The sequence below is a fragment of the Chryseobacterium sp. AG844 genome, assembly GCF_003182335.1.
Classification (GTDB): Bacteria; Bacteroidota; Bacteroidia; order Flavobacteriales; family Weeksellaceae; genus Chryseobacterium; species Chryseobacterium cupriresistens.
This window is the reverse complement of the sequence record NZ_QGTV01000002.1, coordinates 99,134-113,940: the sequence shown is the minus strand read 5'-3', so window position 1 is coordinate 113,940 and position 14,807 is coordinate 99,134. Positions and strand designations below refer to the sequence as shown.

14 protein-coding genes are annotated in these 14,807 nt (G+C 36.4%); 10 read left to right on the top strand and 4 right to left on the bottom strand.

Features of this window, described 5'->3' with window-relative positions:
- The first annotated feature begins 61 nt into the window (after positions 1 to 61).
- The 4 genes from DEU40_RS02600 to DEU40_RS02585 all read left to right on the top strand — a co-directional run bounded on the left by DEU40_RS02600 (position 62) and on the right by DEU40_RS02585 (position 2,893).
- Entirely contained in the window at positions 62 to 775 is a 714-nt protein-coding gene (locus DEU40_RS02600) for an NDP-sugar synthase (RefSeq protein ID WP_110008401.1), read from the top strand.
- Positions 776 to 783: 8 nt separating this feature from the next.
- The gene (locus DEU40_RS02595) at positions 784 to 1,536 is read left to right on the top strand and encodes a TIGR00730 family Rossman fold protein (protein WP_110008400.1); all 753 of its coding nucleotides are present in this window, start codon (positions 784 to 786) and stop codon (positions 1,534 to 1,536) included.
- Positions 1,537 to 1,594: 58 nt separating this feature from the next.
- Complete coding sequence (locus tag DEU40_RS02590) at positions 1,595 to 2,065, top strand: DUF6702 family protein (RefSeq protein ID WP_227941116.1); 471 nt, start codon at positions 1,595 to 1,597, stop codon at positions 2,063 to 2,065.
- A 276-nt stretch (positions 2,066 to 2,341) separates the two neighbouring features.
- Positions 2,342 to 2,893 (top strand): inclusion body family protein, encoded by a 552-nt coding sequence (locus DEU40_RS02585; RefSeq protein WP_110008398.1) that lies wholly within the window; start codon positions 2,342 to 2,344, stop codon positions 2,891 to 2,893.
- 95 nt (positions 2,894 to 2,988) lie between these two features.
- Here DEU40_RS02585 and DEU40_RS02580 read toward each other — a convergent pair whose 3' ends face one another.
- Positions 2,989 to 4,413 carry a DUF5689 domain-containing protein gene (locus DEU40_RS02580; RefSeq protein ID WP_110008397.1) on the bottom strand — a complete coding sequence of 475 codons (1,425 nt, stop codon included), beginning with the start codon at positions 4,411 to 4,413 and terminating at the stop codon, positions 2,989 to 2,991.
- A gap of 26 nt (positions 4,414 to 4,439) precedes the next feature.
- Entirely contained in the window at positions 4,440 to 7,316 is a 2,877-nt protein-coding gene (locus DEU40_RS02575; protein WP_110008611.1) for a carboxypeptidase-like regulatory domain-containing protein, read from the bottom strand.
- A 247-nt stretch (positions 7,317 to 7,563) separates the two neighbouring features.
- On the opposite strand from DEU40_RS02575, the gene DEU40_RS02570 reads away from it, so the two are divergent.
- From DEU40_RS02570 to DEU40_RS02555, 4 genes are all read left to right on the top strand, one after another.
- A complete protein-coding gene (locus DEU40_RS02570) occupies positions 7,564 to 8,754 on the top strand; it encodes an endonuclease (protein ID WP_110008396.1) in 1,191 nt (396 codons plus the stop codon).
- A gap of 51 nt (positions 8,755 to 8,805) precedes the next feature.
- Positions 8,806 to 9,225 (top strand): DUF6146 family protein, encoded by a 420-nt coding sequence (locus DEU40_RS02565; RefSeq protein WP_110008395.1) that lies wholly within the window; start codon positions 8,806 to 8,808, stop codon positions 9,223 to 9,225.
- A gap of 249 nt (positions 9,226 to 9,474) precedes the next feature.
- Entirely contained in the window at positions 9,475 to 9,738 is a 264-nt protein-coding gene (locus DEU40_RS02560) for a hypothetical protein (RefSeq protein ID WP_137904416.1), read from the top strand.
- A gap of 57 nt (positions 9,739 to 9,795) precedes the next feature.
- On the top strand, positions 9,796 to 10,563 hold the full coding sequence (locus DEU40_RS02555) for a GLPGLI family protein (protein ID WP_110008393.1): 768 nt from the start codon (positions 9,796 to 9,798) through the stop codon (positions 10,561 to 10,563).
- Between the two features lie 133 nt (positions 10,564 to 10,696).
- Here DEU40_RS02555 and DEU40_RS02550 read toward each other — a convergent pair whose 3' ends face one another.
- Complete coding sequence (locus DEU40_RS02550) at positions 10,697 to 11,293, bottom strand: superoxide dismutase (protein WP_110008392.1); 597 nt, start codon at positions 11,291 to 11,293, stop codon at positions 10,697 to 10,699.
- Between the two features lie 281 nt (positions 11,294 to 11,574).
- Here DEU40_RS02550 and DEU40_RS02545 point away from each other — a divergent pair, with 281 nt between their 5' ends.
- Positions 11,575 to 12,324 carry a 4-hydroxy-tetrahydrodipicolinate reductase gene (locus DEU40_RS02545; protein ID WP_110008391.1) on the top strand — a complete coding sequence of 250 codons (750 nt, stop codon included), beginning with the start codon at positions 11,575 to 11,577 and terminating at the stop codon, positions 12,322 to 12,324.
- 28 nt (positions 12,325 to 12,352) lie between these two features.
- Here DEU40_RS02545 and rho read toward each other — a convergent pair whose 3' ends face one another.
- Entirely contained in the window at positions 12,353 to 14,182 is a 1,830-nt protein-coding gene (gene rho, locus DEU40_RS02540) for a transcription termination factor Rho (RefSeq protein ID WP_110008390.1), read from the bottom strand.
- A gap of 144 nt (positions 14,183 to 14,326) precedes the next feature.
- Here rho and DEU40_RS02535 point away from each other — a divergent pair, with 144 nt between their 5' ends.
- Positions 14,327 to 14,716: a DUF4293 family protein gene (locus DEU40_RS02535; RefSeq protein ID WP_110008389.1), complete on the top strand. Its 390-nt coding sequence runs from the start codon at positions 14,327 to 14,329 to the stop codon at positions 14,714 to 14,716.
- The last annotated feature ends 91 nt before the right edge of the window (positions 14,717 to 14,807 follow it).

The window sequence follows — 14,807 nt, the reverse complement described above, 5'->3', positions numbered from 1 at the left end:
AGTAATTTTCTTATTACAATTATCTATTACTCATTATTCATCACTCATTACTTATACTATTATGAAAGCTCTAATTTTCGCAGCAGGGAAAGGTACCAGATTGAAACCTTTTACAGATCACCATCCGAAAGCATTGGCAAAAGTGAATGAAGTTTCGCTTCTCGAAAGAAATATTAATTACCTTAAAAGCTTCGGAATAAAGGATTTTGTTATCAACATTCATCATTTCGGAGAACAGATTGTTGATTTTCTGAAGAAAAACAATAATTTCGGGTGCAGGATTGAAATCTCTGATGAGACCAGCGAACTGCTGGAAACAGGTGGCGGCTTGATATTTGCAAGAAAATTTCTTGATCACGGAGAAGATTTTTTAATCATGAACGCTGATATTCTAACTGACCTGAATATCAATGCTCTGGTAGAATACCACAAAAAGATAAAAGATTTTGCTACTTTAGCGGTTTCGGACAGAGAAAGTTCGAGAAAACTCCTTTTCAATGATGATATGGTTTTGAGAGGCTGGCTGAATGTGCAAACCGGAGAGCAAAGACTGGCTGAATTCAATAAAGGTTTTAAAGCCCTTGCTTTCAGCGGAATTCATTGTATCAATCCTGTCATCTTTGAAAAAATAAAAAGAACAGGCAAATTCTCTGTTATGGAAGAATATCTGGATCTGATGCAAACCGAGCACATACATGGTTTTGTACATGACAGTATTCTTATTGACGTTGGAAGACCATCATCCGTAATAGAAGCCGAAAAACACTTTAAATAAATTTTGCAATGGAAATTGATGAAACCAGAGATGAAAGCTTAATAAATCCAGAACTTGATATTAACGAAACAAAACTACATAACAGTTTCAGACAGAAAACCTGGGATGAAACAATCACCAAGGACAGCTGGATGGTCTTTAAGGTCATGGCTGAATTTGTAGACGGCTATGAAAAACTGGCTAAAATCGGTCCGTGTGTTTCTATATTTGGTTCTGCCCGACTAAAGCCGGAGAACAAATATTATGAAATGGCTGTAGATATTGCTGAAAAGATTACCAAGCTAGGTTTCGGAATTATTACCGGAGGCGGCCCGGGGATCATGGAAGCGGGGAATAAAGGAGCTTTTAATGCCAAAGGAAAATCTATAGGACTTAATATTGATCTGCCTTTTGAACAACATTTCAATCCTTATATCAATAAATCTTATTCCATGAATTTTGATTACTTTTTCGTGAGAAAAGTAATGTTTGTAAAATACTCTCAGGGATTCGTAGTAATGCCTGGAGGATTCGGAACGCTGGATGAACTCACGGAAGCGATGACTCTGATTCAGACCAATAAAATTGGAAAATTTCCAATCGTTTTAGTGGGAAGCGAATTCTGGGGAGGATTACTGGATTGGTTTAAGGCAACTCTGTTAAAAGAAGGAATGATTGCCGAAGATGATCTTGAACTTTATCGTGTGGTAGATACTGCTGATGAGGCTGTAGCACATATTAAAGCATTTTATGACAAGTATTCTGTGAATGTAAATTTTTAATTGGCATATTATTTGTGACTTATAACGAACAACTATGATTGTAAATCTATTAATTAAGATGAAAAAACTTTTATATATATCAGGAATTTTAACATTTTTTGTGTTAATGAGTTTTATGTATGTAGACTTTTTCTCTTCAATGACCAAAGTGGACTATATTGATGGAAGCAAGACATTGAAGTTTACCACAAAAATGAATACAAGCCATATCTCTGACGCTATTAAAATCAACCCTAATACGGCAGGATTTGAAGCAGAGGTAAAAAAATATGTGAACAATAATTTTGATGTATTTGTCAATGGCTCTCCTAAAACGATTACCTTCACAGGAAGTCAGGTCAGCGGAGAAACTGTATGGGTATATTTTGAAACCGGAGGTGTTTCGGATATCAATACCTTAAAGATTAAAAATACGATCCTTTTAAGCGCTTTTCCTAAGCAGATCAACATTGTCAACATTGCCTATAAAGGCAGCCAGAAAACAATGAATTTTCAGAGAGGAAAAGAAGTGAACGAGGTTTCTTTTTAAACGAAAATTAGATTTAACCATTATAAAATGGGTACCCTGGAAAGTCAAATTTTTCAGGGTATTTTTTTGGGCTGACAAAAAATCACTACAAAGAGATTAATTAAGTACAAATACCTAATCAAAAATTTCAGCATTTCCACTCTACTATTTTCATTTTCAGCAATGTACATTTGTATTGTAATTACAACCAGGAAAGTGAAGCCGGATTCACTTAAATAACGGGGCGGAATCTGAAAAGCCAGACGAGTAAGAAACACCAGACAAAAACTAAATATCATGGAAGATATAGAACTAAAATCATCCAGTCAGGAAATTGATGTCCTGATCGTTATTGACACAGATTATGTAAGATCTACTTATCCAAATCCAAGTAAGGATCCTAATAATCCTACAGGAATTGATCATAACAGCCAGCATATGATCGTTTCAAATGCCAACGCTATTTCCGGACAGGGCACAGCTGATCTGAACTTCAGTGCAAGAGCCGGAGATATAGTTTCTTTCAGAGGAACATCAATCTATCAAAACTCTGATGATGCTGTCATCATCTATAATATTAAATACTGGTCCGGTGATCAGGTTTTTAACAGCTTTATGTACAATTCTGTTGAAAGAAGACAGGCTGCGGTACCTAATCTGAATTCTCAAAACGGTCTTCCTGCCGCCAGCGCTGATATTACTTTTGCGAGTATCGATTCTAAAGTAAAAGCTACAGGAACAGAGAATTTCTATGTACAGTTTGGACTTTATATTCTAGATCCGAATGACAGTAACAAACAGATTCTGTACGGTTACTTTTACTGGGATCCAACGATTACGGTTAAATAAACACAAGTAAAATCTCGTATAAATAAAAATCGGGCAGCTTTCAAGCTGCCCGATTTTTATAAAGTGTGTATTAGAATATATTTTATCCTAATGTATTACTCAATTTTGATATTATCAATCTGAAGATCATACACACCGTCTTTTCCTGTTTTAAGGGCAAACATTGGTTTTCCAGCAGTAGTATTAAGATCGGTAAGACCTGTAAGCGTAAGCTCAATCAGTCTCCATTGTCCGTTCGTATTGATAGATCCGTTATATGAATTCGTGCTTTCCGGGCTTAAAGTAGCACCTGTAGAAAATGTTGCTAAATTGAATGTATAGAAAGCAGAGGTATTAGGAGCTAATGGTGTTGCTCTATATACGTTGAAAGAAAGTGATTTTCCTGATGCAGTCCCTTTAATATACATTGTAATTCTCTTTGGAGCTGCTGGTATTCCTGACGCAGCATTTGCTGTAAATACATAATCATTATTGGCAGGTGTACCTTTAATCTGAAGGGAGTTTGTATCATTATATCCCAAACCAATACCCTGAGAGGCATAAGAGATAAGCCCAAAGCTATTTAAACTTGACAGGAAAGATGGCCAGTTCTCAAAATCAGAGCTCGGGAAAAGATTGACAGCATTAGCAGATGGAAGTTCCGGCTGACCTGGAGTAAATCTGGCATTCGGGAAATTAATATCATTAAGATCTCTTATATAAGCTTGATCTGTAAAAACCGTTGTGTTATTTGAGCTTGTAAAACGGCTCAGAAGAAGAACGATATCACCACTTTTTTCATATTTAGGAGAGATAGGAGATTTCGCAAACGTTGAATAGTTGCTGAAACGAAGATCTAATCTACCTGCTTTTTTATCCGTAATATAACGATCACCTGTTGCAGATTCGTCAGCAAAATTTTTGGTCAGTTCAGGCTCTTCAAACTGAACATTTTTAATTTTTACAAGCTGATTGATATGAGCACCGTTTTTCAAAGCATCAGAGATAGAGTTAAACTCTAATGGCTTCATTGCAGCTACTACAGGCTTTTGTCCGTCACAAACTCTTGCCATGTAATTGGATAGTTTATTAGGGTTGATTCTTCCAATAGGATAGTTAGGGTCATAAGAACCTACTTTAATGTTTCCATTAACTCCCTGAACGATCAATCCTTTCAGGTTGATTCTTACTAAAGCTCCAATAGGATAATCAAGATACTGATTTCCCCCATCGATATCAATTTCAATCCCTTGTGTCGGGTTTTCAGGTTTATCCTGAAGGAACATCATTTTGTAAAGATTTGAAGACTCATCACTTGAAGAGACATAAGCTTCTACGATGAAATCTTCCTTAATGATATCGGCTTCACCTGGTTTTGCCTTTGCAATAGTTACAATTTCTGATAACTGGTGATTAGCTGCAGCAAATTTGTTGGTACATTTGATTTCAGGCACCTCATAATCATCAGTTTTTACACAAGATGAGAAGGACAGCATTGAAATAGCACTAAAGATCGCCGCTTTAAAATATATATTTTTCATTGTTTTCGATTTTTAATTTTAGTTTTTTAGAATCTGAATTGAAGATTAACAAAATAAGATCTACCCTGATTATACCAATACTTTGGAGCGAATACCATATTTCCGCTGTCGTAATCATTTGCATAATCAATATAGTTAACGTTTCTGGTCTGTTCAAATCCTCCTGTAATATAATTTCTGTTATTAAGGATATTATTGACAGATGCAGACACCAGCACATAATACTTACCGATCATCCACGATTTCCCTGCATTGACATTGAAGAAGAATGCCGAAGGAAGCTTTGTAGGCGTAAGAACTCTTGCAAGTTCCTCATCAGTTACCTGATCATAAGGAACTCCCGGTGTGTTAGGATTGGTATAGAATCTTGCGGTTCTGGTTACCGGAGACGGATCAAGGAATGAATGCCCGAAATAGTTCCATGTTGCTCCTACCCACCAGTATTGAGGACTGCTGTAACGAAGACCTAAAGTATATGCCTCCTGAGGAGTTCCGCCCTGTCTGTAATTTTTAAGCGTTGCTTCCCCCATATTGGTATAAGACCTTGATACGATATTTCCGTTCCCGTCGAGCTCTCTGAACGTTCCAACAGCATCAGATGCAAAATAAACGGTAGGATTATTAGTATAAGTGTATTGTCCTAAGCTTAATAAACCACTTGCCGTTAAAGTAGGTGTCACTTTTACCTGTGCTCCCAGTTCAATCCCCATATTTCTCTTATTGGCTCCTGCCAGTACCTGCGTAATGAAAGCACCATCCTGAACCGGAGCCTGATCACCACTTTCAGTAAGGTTTGTCAGTTTAACTCCCTGTGCGAAATATCGTTGTACACTTGTTTCGTTTTGGGTGTTAACAAGATAACCGGTCAGTCTAAGTTTAACAATCGGAGTAGAGATTACATAGCTCAGGTCGTTGGCATCAACAACAACATTTTCGATACCAGGAGTGGTAACACCACTTACTCTTGTATTAAAGTAAATATCATTCAGGAAAGGAGACTGCGAGAAGTAAGCTCCGTTATAAACCAGGAAGTTTCTTCCATTGATTTTATAGGTAACCTGACCTTTAACGCCTGCATTCCAGAAATTCTGATCTGCACCTTTACCATAAGAAGACTCATACAGGTAGTGTTGGAACAATCCTTCTCTGCTGTTTGTCGTGTAACCGAATAATCCAGAGATGAAAACATCAAACTTTCCTGTGGAGAATTTGAAAGCGGGGTTTATTTTGAATTCCTGTCTTCTGAAAATATAGCTGTACCCGATTTTATCACCCTCTCTTTTGGCAACATCAGTATCGCTTTCTCTTGTATTGAATTTTCCCCAAACACTTCCTGCAGTGGTGTTGGATGCAAACGGATCCATATTCAGGGCAAAATCAGCACCCAGAAGGTCATTTACTTCTCTGTACTGCTCAGATCTGTAATTCTGATAAGATAAATTTAAAATAAAACGGGAAGTATCGGTGAAGTTATAAGTATAGTGAGTAGAGACATTCCATACTTTATCGTCTTTTACATCATCAACGAGATAATAAGCTGCTCTTCTTCCCCCTAATAACGCATTGTATTCTACGTTTCGGTTGGCATTATAAAGATTATCCCAGTTGATCTGTGTGTGTGACTGGTCATCATTCGTCCACCAGTCTCTTGTGATTCCGATATTGGCAGCCTGCTCAGGAGACGGATCTTTATAATTTAACCAGTAACTCGGCAAATTACGGTAATACGTTGGTGATGGGTTATTCGCTCTATACCAGTCTAATCTGGAGCTGTATTCTTTCCCAAACTGATAGGAAACAGAGGTCCATAACTGAGAGTTTTTATTAATTTTCCAGAAATCCTGTAATTGAATCATCGGCTGGAAACCTCTTTTCACTCTTTCATTTCTTTTATCTCCGTTTTGCCATCCCCAATACGAGTTGTAATGAACACCTCTGAAATCGTATACTTCCTGAGTACTTGGACTTGAAGAGCTTCTTGCATATTTGGACCCAATGGCATTTAAAGTCATGGTATGGCTATCGCTGAATTTCTTCTCAACACCAAGATATCCACTGTATGCATCATAAGCAGTACCATCCTGGATCCCTTCCTGTGCCCATCTTCTGGCAATCATTCCGGTAAATGCCCATCCGTTCTTGTTCATTCCGGAAGAGAATCTGTAAGATAGTCTGTTCCTGTAATTTCTGTTGGTCAGAGAGTATGTCAACTGACTTCCTTTTCTGTATTCGCTGGCTTTTGTATTCTTATAAAATACTCCGGTAGTTCCTCCGAAAGCATATTCTGAAGGGGCATGATTAGCTGCAATTTCCGGGTAACGGGTAATTTCGTTCAATCCTCCCCAGGTGCTGAAGTCTACATCTCCATTATCTGCAGCCGCCATAGAAACTCCATTGATCATATTTTCACCTGTTCTGCTGTCAATTCCTCTTGGACGGAACCAATAGGGACCTAAATCAAAACTTGCCATCCTGTTGAAAACATCCTGAGATGACTGTAATAACCCTACGGTTGCAGTCTGCTGTGCACCACCGCTATCGCTTTCCCCAGAATCTTCTATGATAGCCAACCCCTGATCTGCACCATTTAATGCAGAATAAAGGGTAATTACTCCAAGATCTTTTCTTTTCTCATCACTGGTTACGTCAAATTCAAAAATTTTAGTTTCAAAATTGGGTTTTGTAACCATAATCTGATAATGTCCGGGCATCAAATCCGTAAATTGGAAATATCCGATTTTGTCTGCCTTTGCATCATTCCCTGCTCCTTTTAAATCTACACTTGCCTGCTCAACGGGCTTGCCTTCCGCATCCTTAAGATACGCAAACACTGTTGTCTGCGCATAATAATATGACGCAGGCAGCAAGGTAAATAAAGAGATCAATGATAATTTTTTAATCATGAGTATATTTATTTTTTTAATACTTTTATTGTTAATTTTCAACAGTTTAAAAGTTGGGGGCACAAATTTAAACAAATTTTGCAATCCAGAACTTTTTTAACGTATTTTTTTCTTAACATTGCAATCTTTTAAGAATCATTATAAAAGAGAGATTCGAATTACTGCTTTTAAATTTACAAATATTTAAAACGCAGTGAGTTAAAAAAAAGTAAATTTGTAATTAATAGAATAATAAAACTCCAAAGAGATGAAGAGATTTTCGAGTCTGTTTGCCCTGTTTATTTCGATCGTGGCATTCTCCCAACAACAAGGAAAACTGAGAAAAGTAGCAACCGTAGGTTTCTTAAATGTAGAAAACCTTTGGGATACTATTCGTTCAGCAGATTATATAGACGGAACCAAAGACATTAAGAATCCGGCATTCCACAGAAGCATTCCTATGGATTCTATTAAATTTCTTGAAGCTGAAAAATATGACGGGCCGTGGAGTGACGGGGCTTTAATTGGTAAAAAAGTAGTCAGAGAACAAGGCGGTTCTGAAGAATTTACCCCAAAAAGCCCAAAGAATTACGGAAGTAAAATTTATAAGGCAAAACTGGCTAACGAAGCCAAGGTAATTTCTGAAATGGGAGCTCAGTATACCAAAACAGCTCCTGCAGTAGTAGGCTTAATTGAAGTTGAAAACAGACAGGTTATCCAGGATCTTGTGAACGAACCTGCCCTAAAGAAATATGATTACGGAATTATACACTACAATTCTTATGATTACAGAGGAATCGACGTCGCACTGATCTATCAGAAAAGAAGATTCACGCCTACCAATTCATTAAAAAAAGAACTGGTTATTTACGGTGACAACGGAAGAAGAGAATATACAAGAGATATCCTTGTGGTAACAGGATTTTTAGATAATGAGAAAGTAGCATTTTTCATGAACCACTGGCCTTCAAGAAGAGGTGGTGAAGCCATTTCTCTACCTAAAAGAAATGCAGCTGCGGCGTTATTAAAACAACAAATGGACAGTGTAAGAGCTGCAGATCCAACGACGAAGCTTTTCGCAATGGGTGACTTTAATGATGACCCTGTAAGCCCAAGTTTAAAAAACCACCTGAAAGCTCAGGCAAATCCAAAAGACCTGAGCGAGGAAACACCTTATCTTAATCTGATGTATCCTTTATATAAGAAAGGAGTTGCTTCTCTGGCTTATCAGGACGCTCCTAACCTTTTTGACCAGATTATTGTTTCTAAAAATGTAATTTCAGATCAGGTGACTAAAGAATATTCTGTGTATAAAACAGAAATCTTTGCCCCGGCTTATCTCGTTAATAAAGAAGGAAATTATAAAGGATATCCTTTCAGATCCTGGAATGGAGACCAGTTCACAGGAGGCTACAGTGATCACTTCCCGGCATTTGTAGTTCTTCAGAAAGAACCATAAAAAATTTAGGCACTCTTATTGGAGTGCTTTTTTTATATAAATATCTGTGTCATGAAAAATATTATTTTATTAGTAATGATTGCATTGGTACCTTTCAGCTGCTTTTCTCAGGAAACGCCGAAGAAAGATAAAGAGCAACATGAAATGAAGCCTTCTAAAAATGAAGACGGAGAATGGGACCTTACCGTTATCGATACCCAATTTGATTATTTTCTAAATGCTGTTGCCAAACCGATCAGCCAGTATTCAGAATCTTATCTCAAGACAAAAAATACTTTTTTGGTCAACGAATGGAACAGTTATTATAATTCCGGCAGATACAGAAATATTATAGAATCGGGGATAGATTATGATCCCAAGGAAAATTACGGGATCAAGTTTGAATATAAATTATACCAGGTTTTTGTCTATGTAAACTGGAAGTATAAGCTACGATTGAATGGATTATCCGGAAGCGATGCAATAAGATAAATTTAAAACATCCTCAATAAAAAGGTTCAAAGTAATTTTGAACCTTTTTTATATAAATGCTGTTTAAATTCCATTGAAATACTCAATAGAAAGTCTTTCTTAATAGTATTTCGAATTTCCGTAGTAAAAATACAACCCTTTAATTTAACGACACAAAAATAACTAAAAAACAGAGACTTAACATAAAAAATAGTTCACGACAAATTGATTTTATTTTATATTTTAGTAATGAATTTAAAAAAACTCATTATGAAAAAAATTATTTTATTAGCAGCTTTCGGAGTTGCTGGATTAGTAAATGCTAAAAGCACAGTGGCATCAAATCTTTATTCCAAGGTTACAGAAATCAAAGAAGAGGAAAAGGAAAACAAAGTAAAAGCATTTGGATGTATGCAAGTTTTTGTTCAAACATCTTGCGGACTTAATTCATACACAACATGGTGTAGTGAATGGGGAACCGAGTGTTTAATGAGCGATGCAGAAGCCGTTGAACAAATTAACTGTCATCAGTAATCAAAAAAATAACTCAGATAGTAAATAAACTATCTGAGTTTTATAATTATGTAAAAAATGAAAAAATTATTACTACTATTTATTATTAGCATAACAACTTTCATTCAAGCACAAGAAGTGAAATCAAGTACCGTATTTTATTATAAGTACACGTTCATGCGTGATTCCTTAGATAAAGACCGGAAATTTGAAGAGACGATGGTACTACTTTCAGATGGTAAAGAATCTATCTATAAAAGCTTCTCAAAAATGCGTAGAGATTCAATCGTACAAAGCAACTTTGACAAAGGAAATTATACTATAAACTTTGCTTCCATGCCTCAAGCAAGGGTAAATCATGAGGTATTTTACAGTATAGACAAAAAAATCAAAGTACTTGATAAAATTGTCAATAAGTTTTACGGATATCCCGCCGAAACAATACACTGGGCAATAAAAAATGAGAAAAAGAGAATAGGTGAATTTAATTGTCAGAAAGCAGTTTGTATGCTCGACAACAGAAAGTTTACTGCTTGGTTTACTTCTGACATACCATCTCATGATGGACCATTTCGATTTAAAGGTCTCCCAGGACTGATTGTTGAAGTGTATGATCTAAACCATTATTTTACATTTAGTTTGGTTGGTATTAAGAAACAAAGTTTGAATATAACCTTACCAAAAAACTTTATTGAAACAACAAAAGTAAATTTCATTAAAGAAAGAAACGATTTTTACGCTGATCCTGCTGGAAAAGCCAAAATGTATATGGGGAATAGTGTTCAATTAACAGACCCAAAGGTTATTAACGAAAAATTTAAAAAAGACAATCTATTCATAGATTAAAGGACAAAGAAGACTGTCTAAAAGCACCTTTCTCTCAGACTCTTGTGTGACAAATTTTGTCATTTAAGAAATTCTCAGAGTGTTGGTCTACCTTTTGAGACAGTCTCCTTTTAATTTTTATAATGGCTGAAAATTATTTATTGAATAATTCTTCTACTTTATCCCAGTTTACTACATCGAAGAATGCAGAAACATAGTCTGGTCTTCTGTTTTGGTAGTTTAAATAATAAGCGTGCTCCCAAACATCTAATCCTAAAACAGGAGTTCCTTTAACGTCTGCTACAGGCATTAACGGGTTGTCCTGGTTGGGTGTAGAAGAAACAGATACAGAACCGTCAGCATTTTTTACCAACCAAGCCCATCCTGAACCGAATCTTGTTTTAGCAGCCTCAGAAAAATCAGTTTTGAATTTATCAAAACCTCCGTAGTTTTCAATAGCAGTTTTTACATTTCCTACAGGCTCTTTGCTTCCTCCAGGTGTTAAAATTTCCCAGAATAAAGAGTGGTTGAAGTGACCTCCTCCGTTATTTCTTACAGCTGGTTTATCAGTCCCTGTCTGGCAGATTTCTCCAATAGTTTTTCCTGCTAATTCAGTTCCTTCAATTGCTTTATTTAAATTGTCAATATATGCCTGGTGGTGTTTTGTATGGTGGATTTCCATAGTTCTTGCATCGATCGTTGGCTCTAATGCATCGTATGCATATCCTAGTTTTGGTAATTCAAATGACATAATCTTTATTTTTAATGTTATAATTCAAAATTAGCCAATATTTAAGGGATTATCAAGGATTCTGGATTACTTTAATAAATCTTTAACATTGATATATTGATTTAGAATGAATTAAATTGTAATCATTTTTAATCTCATCAAAAAAAACTCTTCATTGTCAAGCCTTATATCCTATTCAAAGCATCGTTTATTTTCAATTTCGTAAATTCCACAATATGAAGTAAATTTTTATACAAAAAACACTTCTATCACCGAATATTTAACCTTATATACTTATTATTATGAAAATTGGACTTTTTGGATTCGGAAAAGCAGGAAAAGCTGTAGCCTCAGTTATTCTTCAAAACAAAGATCATTCTCTGCAATGGATATACAGAAAATCAAGCAGATCATCTGCCAGAGATGCTGCAGATTTTCTTGGGGTGGAAAGTGATGATCCCGGTCATTTTTATTCAGAGAAAAAAATGAGTGTGGAAGAATTACTAGAAGAGCATCCCGTAGATGCCATTATCGACTTTTCATCACAAGATGGAATTTATACTTACGGAGAATCTGCCGCACAAAAGAAAGTAAGAATCATATCCGCCATTTCACATTATTCAGATAAGGAAGTGCGTTTCCTGAATAAACTGGCTCAGAAAGCCACTGTATTCTGGTCACCTAATATTACTTTGGGTATTAATTATCTGCTTTATGCCGCTCAGTTCTTAAAAAAGATTGCTCCTTCTGTAGATATTGAAATAGTGGAAGAGCATTTTAAAGATAAACAGGGAATTTCAGGAACAGCTATCCGTATAGCAGATGTTCTGGATTTGAAAGATGAAAAGATAAATACGATCCGAGCCGGGGGAATTGTAGGAAAACATGAGGTTATTTTCGGTTTTCCATTCCAGACGGTAAGGCTTATTCACGAGTCTATTTCAAGAGATGCCTTTGGTAACGGAGCTTTATTTGCTGCCGAACATCTGATCAATAAAAAACCAGGCTTCTATAAATTTGAGGATTTATTACATCCTTATTTCAAAGTATAGAAGCCCGGCCTATTAACAATTTAACTTATTATTTATTCATAGACATCAGGAATTCTTCATTATTAAGAGTTCCTTTGATGTTTTTATCTACAAATTCCATCGCTTCTACAGGGTTCATCTCAGAAAGATACTTTCTAAGGATCCACATTCTCTGCGAAGTTACTTCATCAAGAAGAAGATCATCTCTACGGGTACTTGATGCGACAAGATCAATAGCAGGATAAATTCTTCTGTTGGCAATTTTTCTGTCCAGCTGAAGTTCCATGTTACCGGTACCTTTGAATTCTTCAAAGATTACTTCATCCATCTTAGATCCTGTATCAATCAATGCTGTTGCAATAATTGTAAGAGATCCTCCGCCTTCAATTTTTCTTGCAGCTCCGAAGAATCTTTTCGGTTTGTGAAGTGCATTGGCATCTACACCACCGGAAAGTACTTTTCCTGATGCAGGAGTTACCGTGTTGTATGCTCTTGCCAGTCTGGTGATAGAATCCAGTAAGATAACTACATCATGCCCACATTCTACCATTCTTTGTGCTTTTGCAAGAACAAGGTTAGCTACTTTTACGTGTTTTTCAGCAGCTTCATCAAATGTAGAAGCAATTACTTCTGCATTCACACTTCTTTCCATATCAGTAACCTCTTCCGGACGTTCATCGATCAGAAGAACCATCATATATACTTCCGGGTGGTTGGCTGCAATAGAATTAGCAATATCTTTAAGCAGCATCGTCTTACCTGTTTTAGGCTGTGCAACGATCATTGCCCTCTGCCCTTTTCCGATAGGTGCAAATAAATCTACAATTCGTGTGGACACTGTAGAACCGCTTCCAGCGAGATTAAATTTCTCTTCAGGGAAAAGCGGGGTAAGATATTCAAAAGCAACACGGTCTTTGATAAATGCAAGATCACGGCCGTTCACTTCTGTAGGTCTCAATAATGAAAAGTATTTCTCTCCTTCTTTCGGAAGTCTTACAATTCCTTTTACCGTATCTCCGGTTTTTAAACCAAAATTTCTGATCTGAGCGGTAGAAACATACACATCATCAGGAGAAGAGATATAACTGAAATCTGAAGAACGTAAAAATCCGTAGTTATCCGGTAAGATTTCCAAAACCCCTTCAATGCTTACCAATCCATCGAAATTAAATTCTTTTTTATGGTCGTTCTGCTCCTCTGCCTTTTCAGAATGTCTGTTTTGATTCTGATTTTGGTTTTGGTGCTGCTGATGTTGCTGGTTTTGGTTTTTATGTTGGTTTCCACCGTTCTGTGGATGGTTGTGTCCTTTTTGAGGTCTGTTAGCCTGTGGTTGTTGGGGATTGTTAGGCTTTTCTTCAGCCTGAACAGGCTCTTGGGATTCTGTGTTTTTTGGAGTTTCAACTCTTTCCTGAGATACTTCTGCATTAGCTGCATTGGTAGAAACTCTTTTTCTTTTCTTTTTTGCCTGAGCGCTTGCTGCGGTTTCTTCTGTTACCGTGGCTGCTGCGGTTTCCACTTTGGGTTCTTCCGGTTTAATTTCTTCAGGAGCAGCTACCTTTTCTTCTACTATTTCCTCTGTTTTAGGTTCTACCGGAGCTTTTGCATTTGCTTTTGGCTTGGCTGCTGTTTTTTTAGGGGCAGCTTTTTTTGCCGGGGCTTTGGCAGGTTTTTCTGCTGGAGCCTCTTCAGTATTTATACTGGCGGTTTCGGTGGCGTTGAAATAATCTTTTGCGACTTTAGGGTTAGAAGCCTGAAAGTCAAGAATAGCAAAGATCTTGTCATTTTCATTGCTGTTTCTTGCAACTTTAACGCCCAAATCTTTCAAGATTTTAGTCAGTTCCGTTACGGATTTTGACCTTAACGTTTCTATGTTAAACATATTTAATGTAAAAATGTAATTAATTGTGAGTAAGAAAAGTAAGTCCGGTGACTTTTGTTTTCAAGTACATTGTATAATGCAAATCTACACTTATTTTTGAATTGTGCAAAATTTATATTATTTTTGCCAAGAATTTAATATTCAATGCTACAGAGAATACAAACCATATGGACCTTATTAGCAGTTTTAGCTGCGGTTTTCCTTTTTATAACAGGACAGGATGTTGTCATTTCAGACAGTATTCCTTTACTTAATATAGGCTGTATCGTACTTGTTGTTATCGGAGCATTAAGTATTTTCAGTTTCAAAAACAGAAAAAGACAAATTTTGCTGAATACCATCAGCATCATTATAAACGCTTTGTTGATTGGTGTATTGGCGTACTGGTTACTAAACTTATCCGGAGGAGTTCAAATTCCTGAGAAGGGTATTGAGCCGATTTTCCCATTGATTGCGGTAATCTGTTTGTTCATAGCAAACATTTATATCCGTAAAGATGAGAGGCTCGTAAAATCTGTAGACAGACTTCGATAGCCTTACAACGATTTTTTGAGTGAGAACAGCTTCTTTTAAGGAGCTGTTTTTTATTTGTCATACACTCTTAATTTATTTTATGTAAATTCAT

Coding starts and splice junctions, on each gene's coding strand:
- DEU40_RS02535 (WP_110008389.1), top strand. CDS start 14,327: ATGCTACAGAGAATACAAACCATATGGACCTTATTAGCAGTTTTAGCT.
- DEU40_RS02555 (WP_110008393.1), top strand. CDS start 9,796: ATGAAAAAATTATTACTACTATTTATTATTAGCATAACAACTTTCATT.
- rho (WP_110008390.1), bottom strand. CDS start 14,182: ATGTTTAACATAGAAACGTTAAGGTCAAAATCCGTAACGGAACTGACT.
- DEU40_RS02545 (WP_110008391.1), top strand. CDS start 11,575: ATGAAAATTGGACTTTTTGGATTCGGAAAAGCAGGAAAAGCTGTAGCC.
- DEU40_RS02585 (WP_110008398.1), top strand. CDS start 2,342: ATGGAAGATATAGAACTAAAATCATCCAGTCAGGAAATTGATGTCCTG.
- DEU40_RS02550 (WP_110008392.1), bottom strand. CDS start 11,293: ATGTCATTTGAATTACCAAAACTAGGATATGCATACGATGCATTAGAG.
- DEU40_RS02590 (WP_227941116.1), top strand. CDS start 1,595: ATGAAAAAACTTTTATATATATCAGGAATTTTAACATTTTTTGTGTTA.
- DEU40_RS02580 (WP_110008397.1), bottom strand. CDS start 4,413: ATGAAAAATATATATTTTAAAGCGGCGATCTTTAGTGCTATTTCAATG.
- DEU40_RS02560 (WP_137904416.1), top strand. CDS start 9,475: ATGAAAAAAATTATTTTATTAGCAGCTTTCGGAGTTGCTGGATTAGTA.
- DEU40_RS02565 (WP_110008395.1), top strand. CDS start 8,806: ATGAAAAATATTATTTTATTAGTAATGATTGCATTGGTACCTTTCAGC.
- DEU40_RS02575 (WP_110008611.1), bottom strand. CDS start 7,316: ATGATTAAAAAATTATCATTGATCTCTTTATTTACCTTGCTGCCTGCG.
- DEU40_RS02600 (WP_110008401.1), top strand. CDS start 62: ATGAAAGCTCTAATTTTCGCAGCAGGGAAAGGTACCAGATTGAAACCT.
- DEU40_RS02595 (WP_110008400.1), top strand. CDS start 784: ATGGAAATTGATGAAACCAGAGATGAAAGCTTAATAAATCCAGAACTT.
- DEU40_RS02570 (WP_110008396.1), top strand. CDS start 7,564: ATGAAGAGATTTTCGAGTCTGTTTGCCCTGTTTATTTCGATCGTGGCA.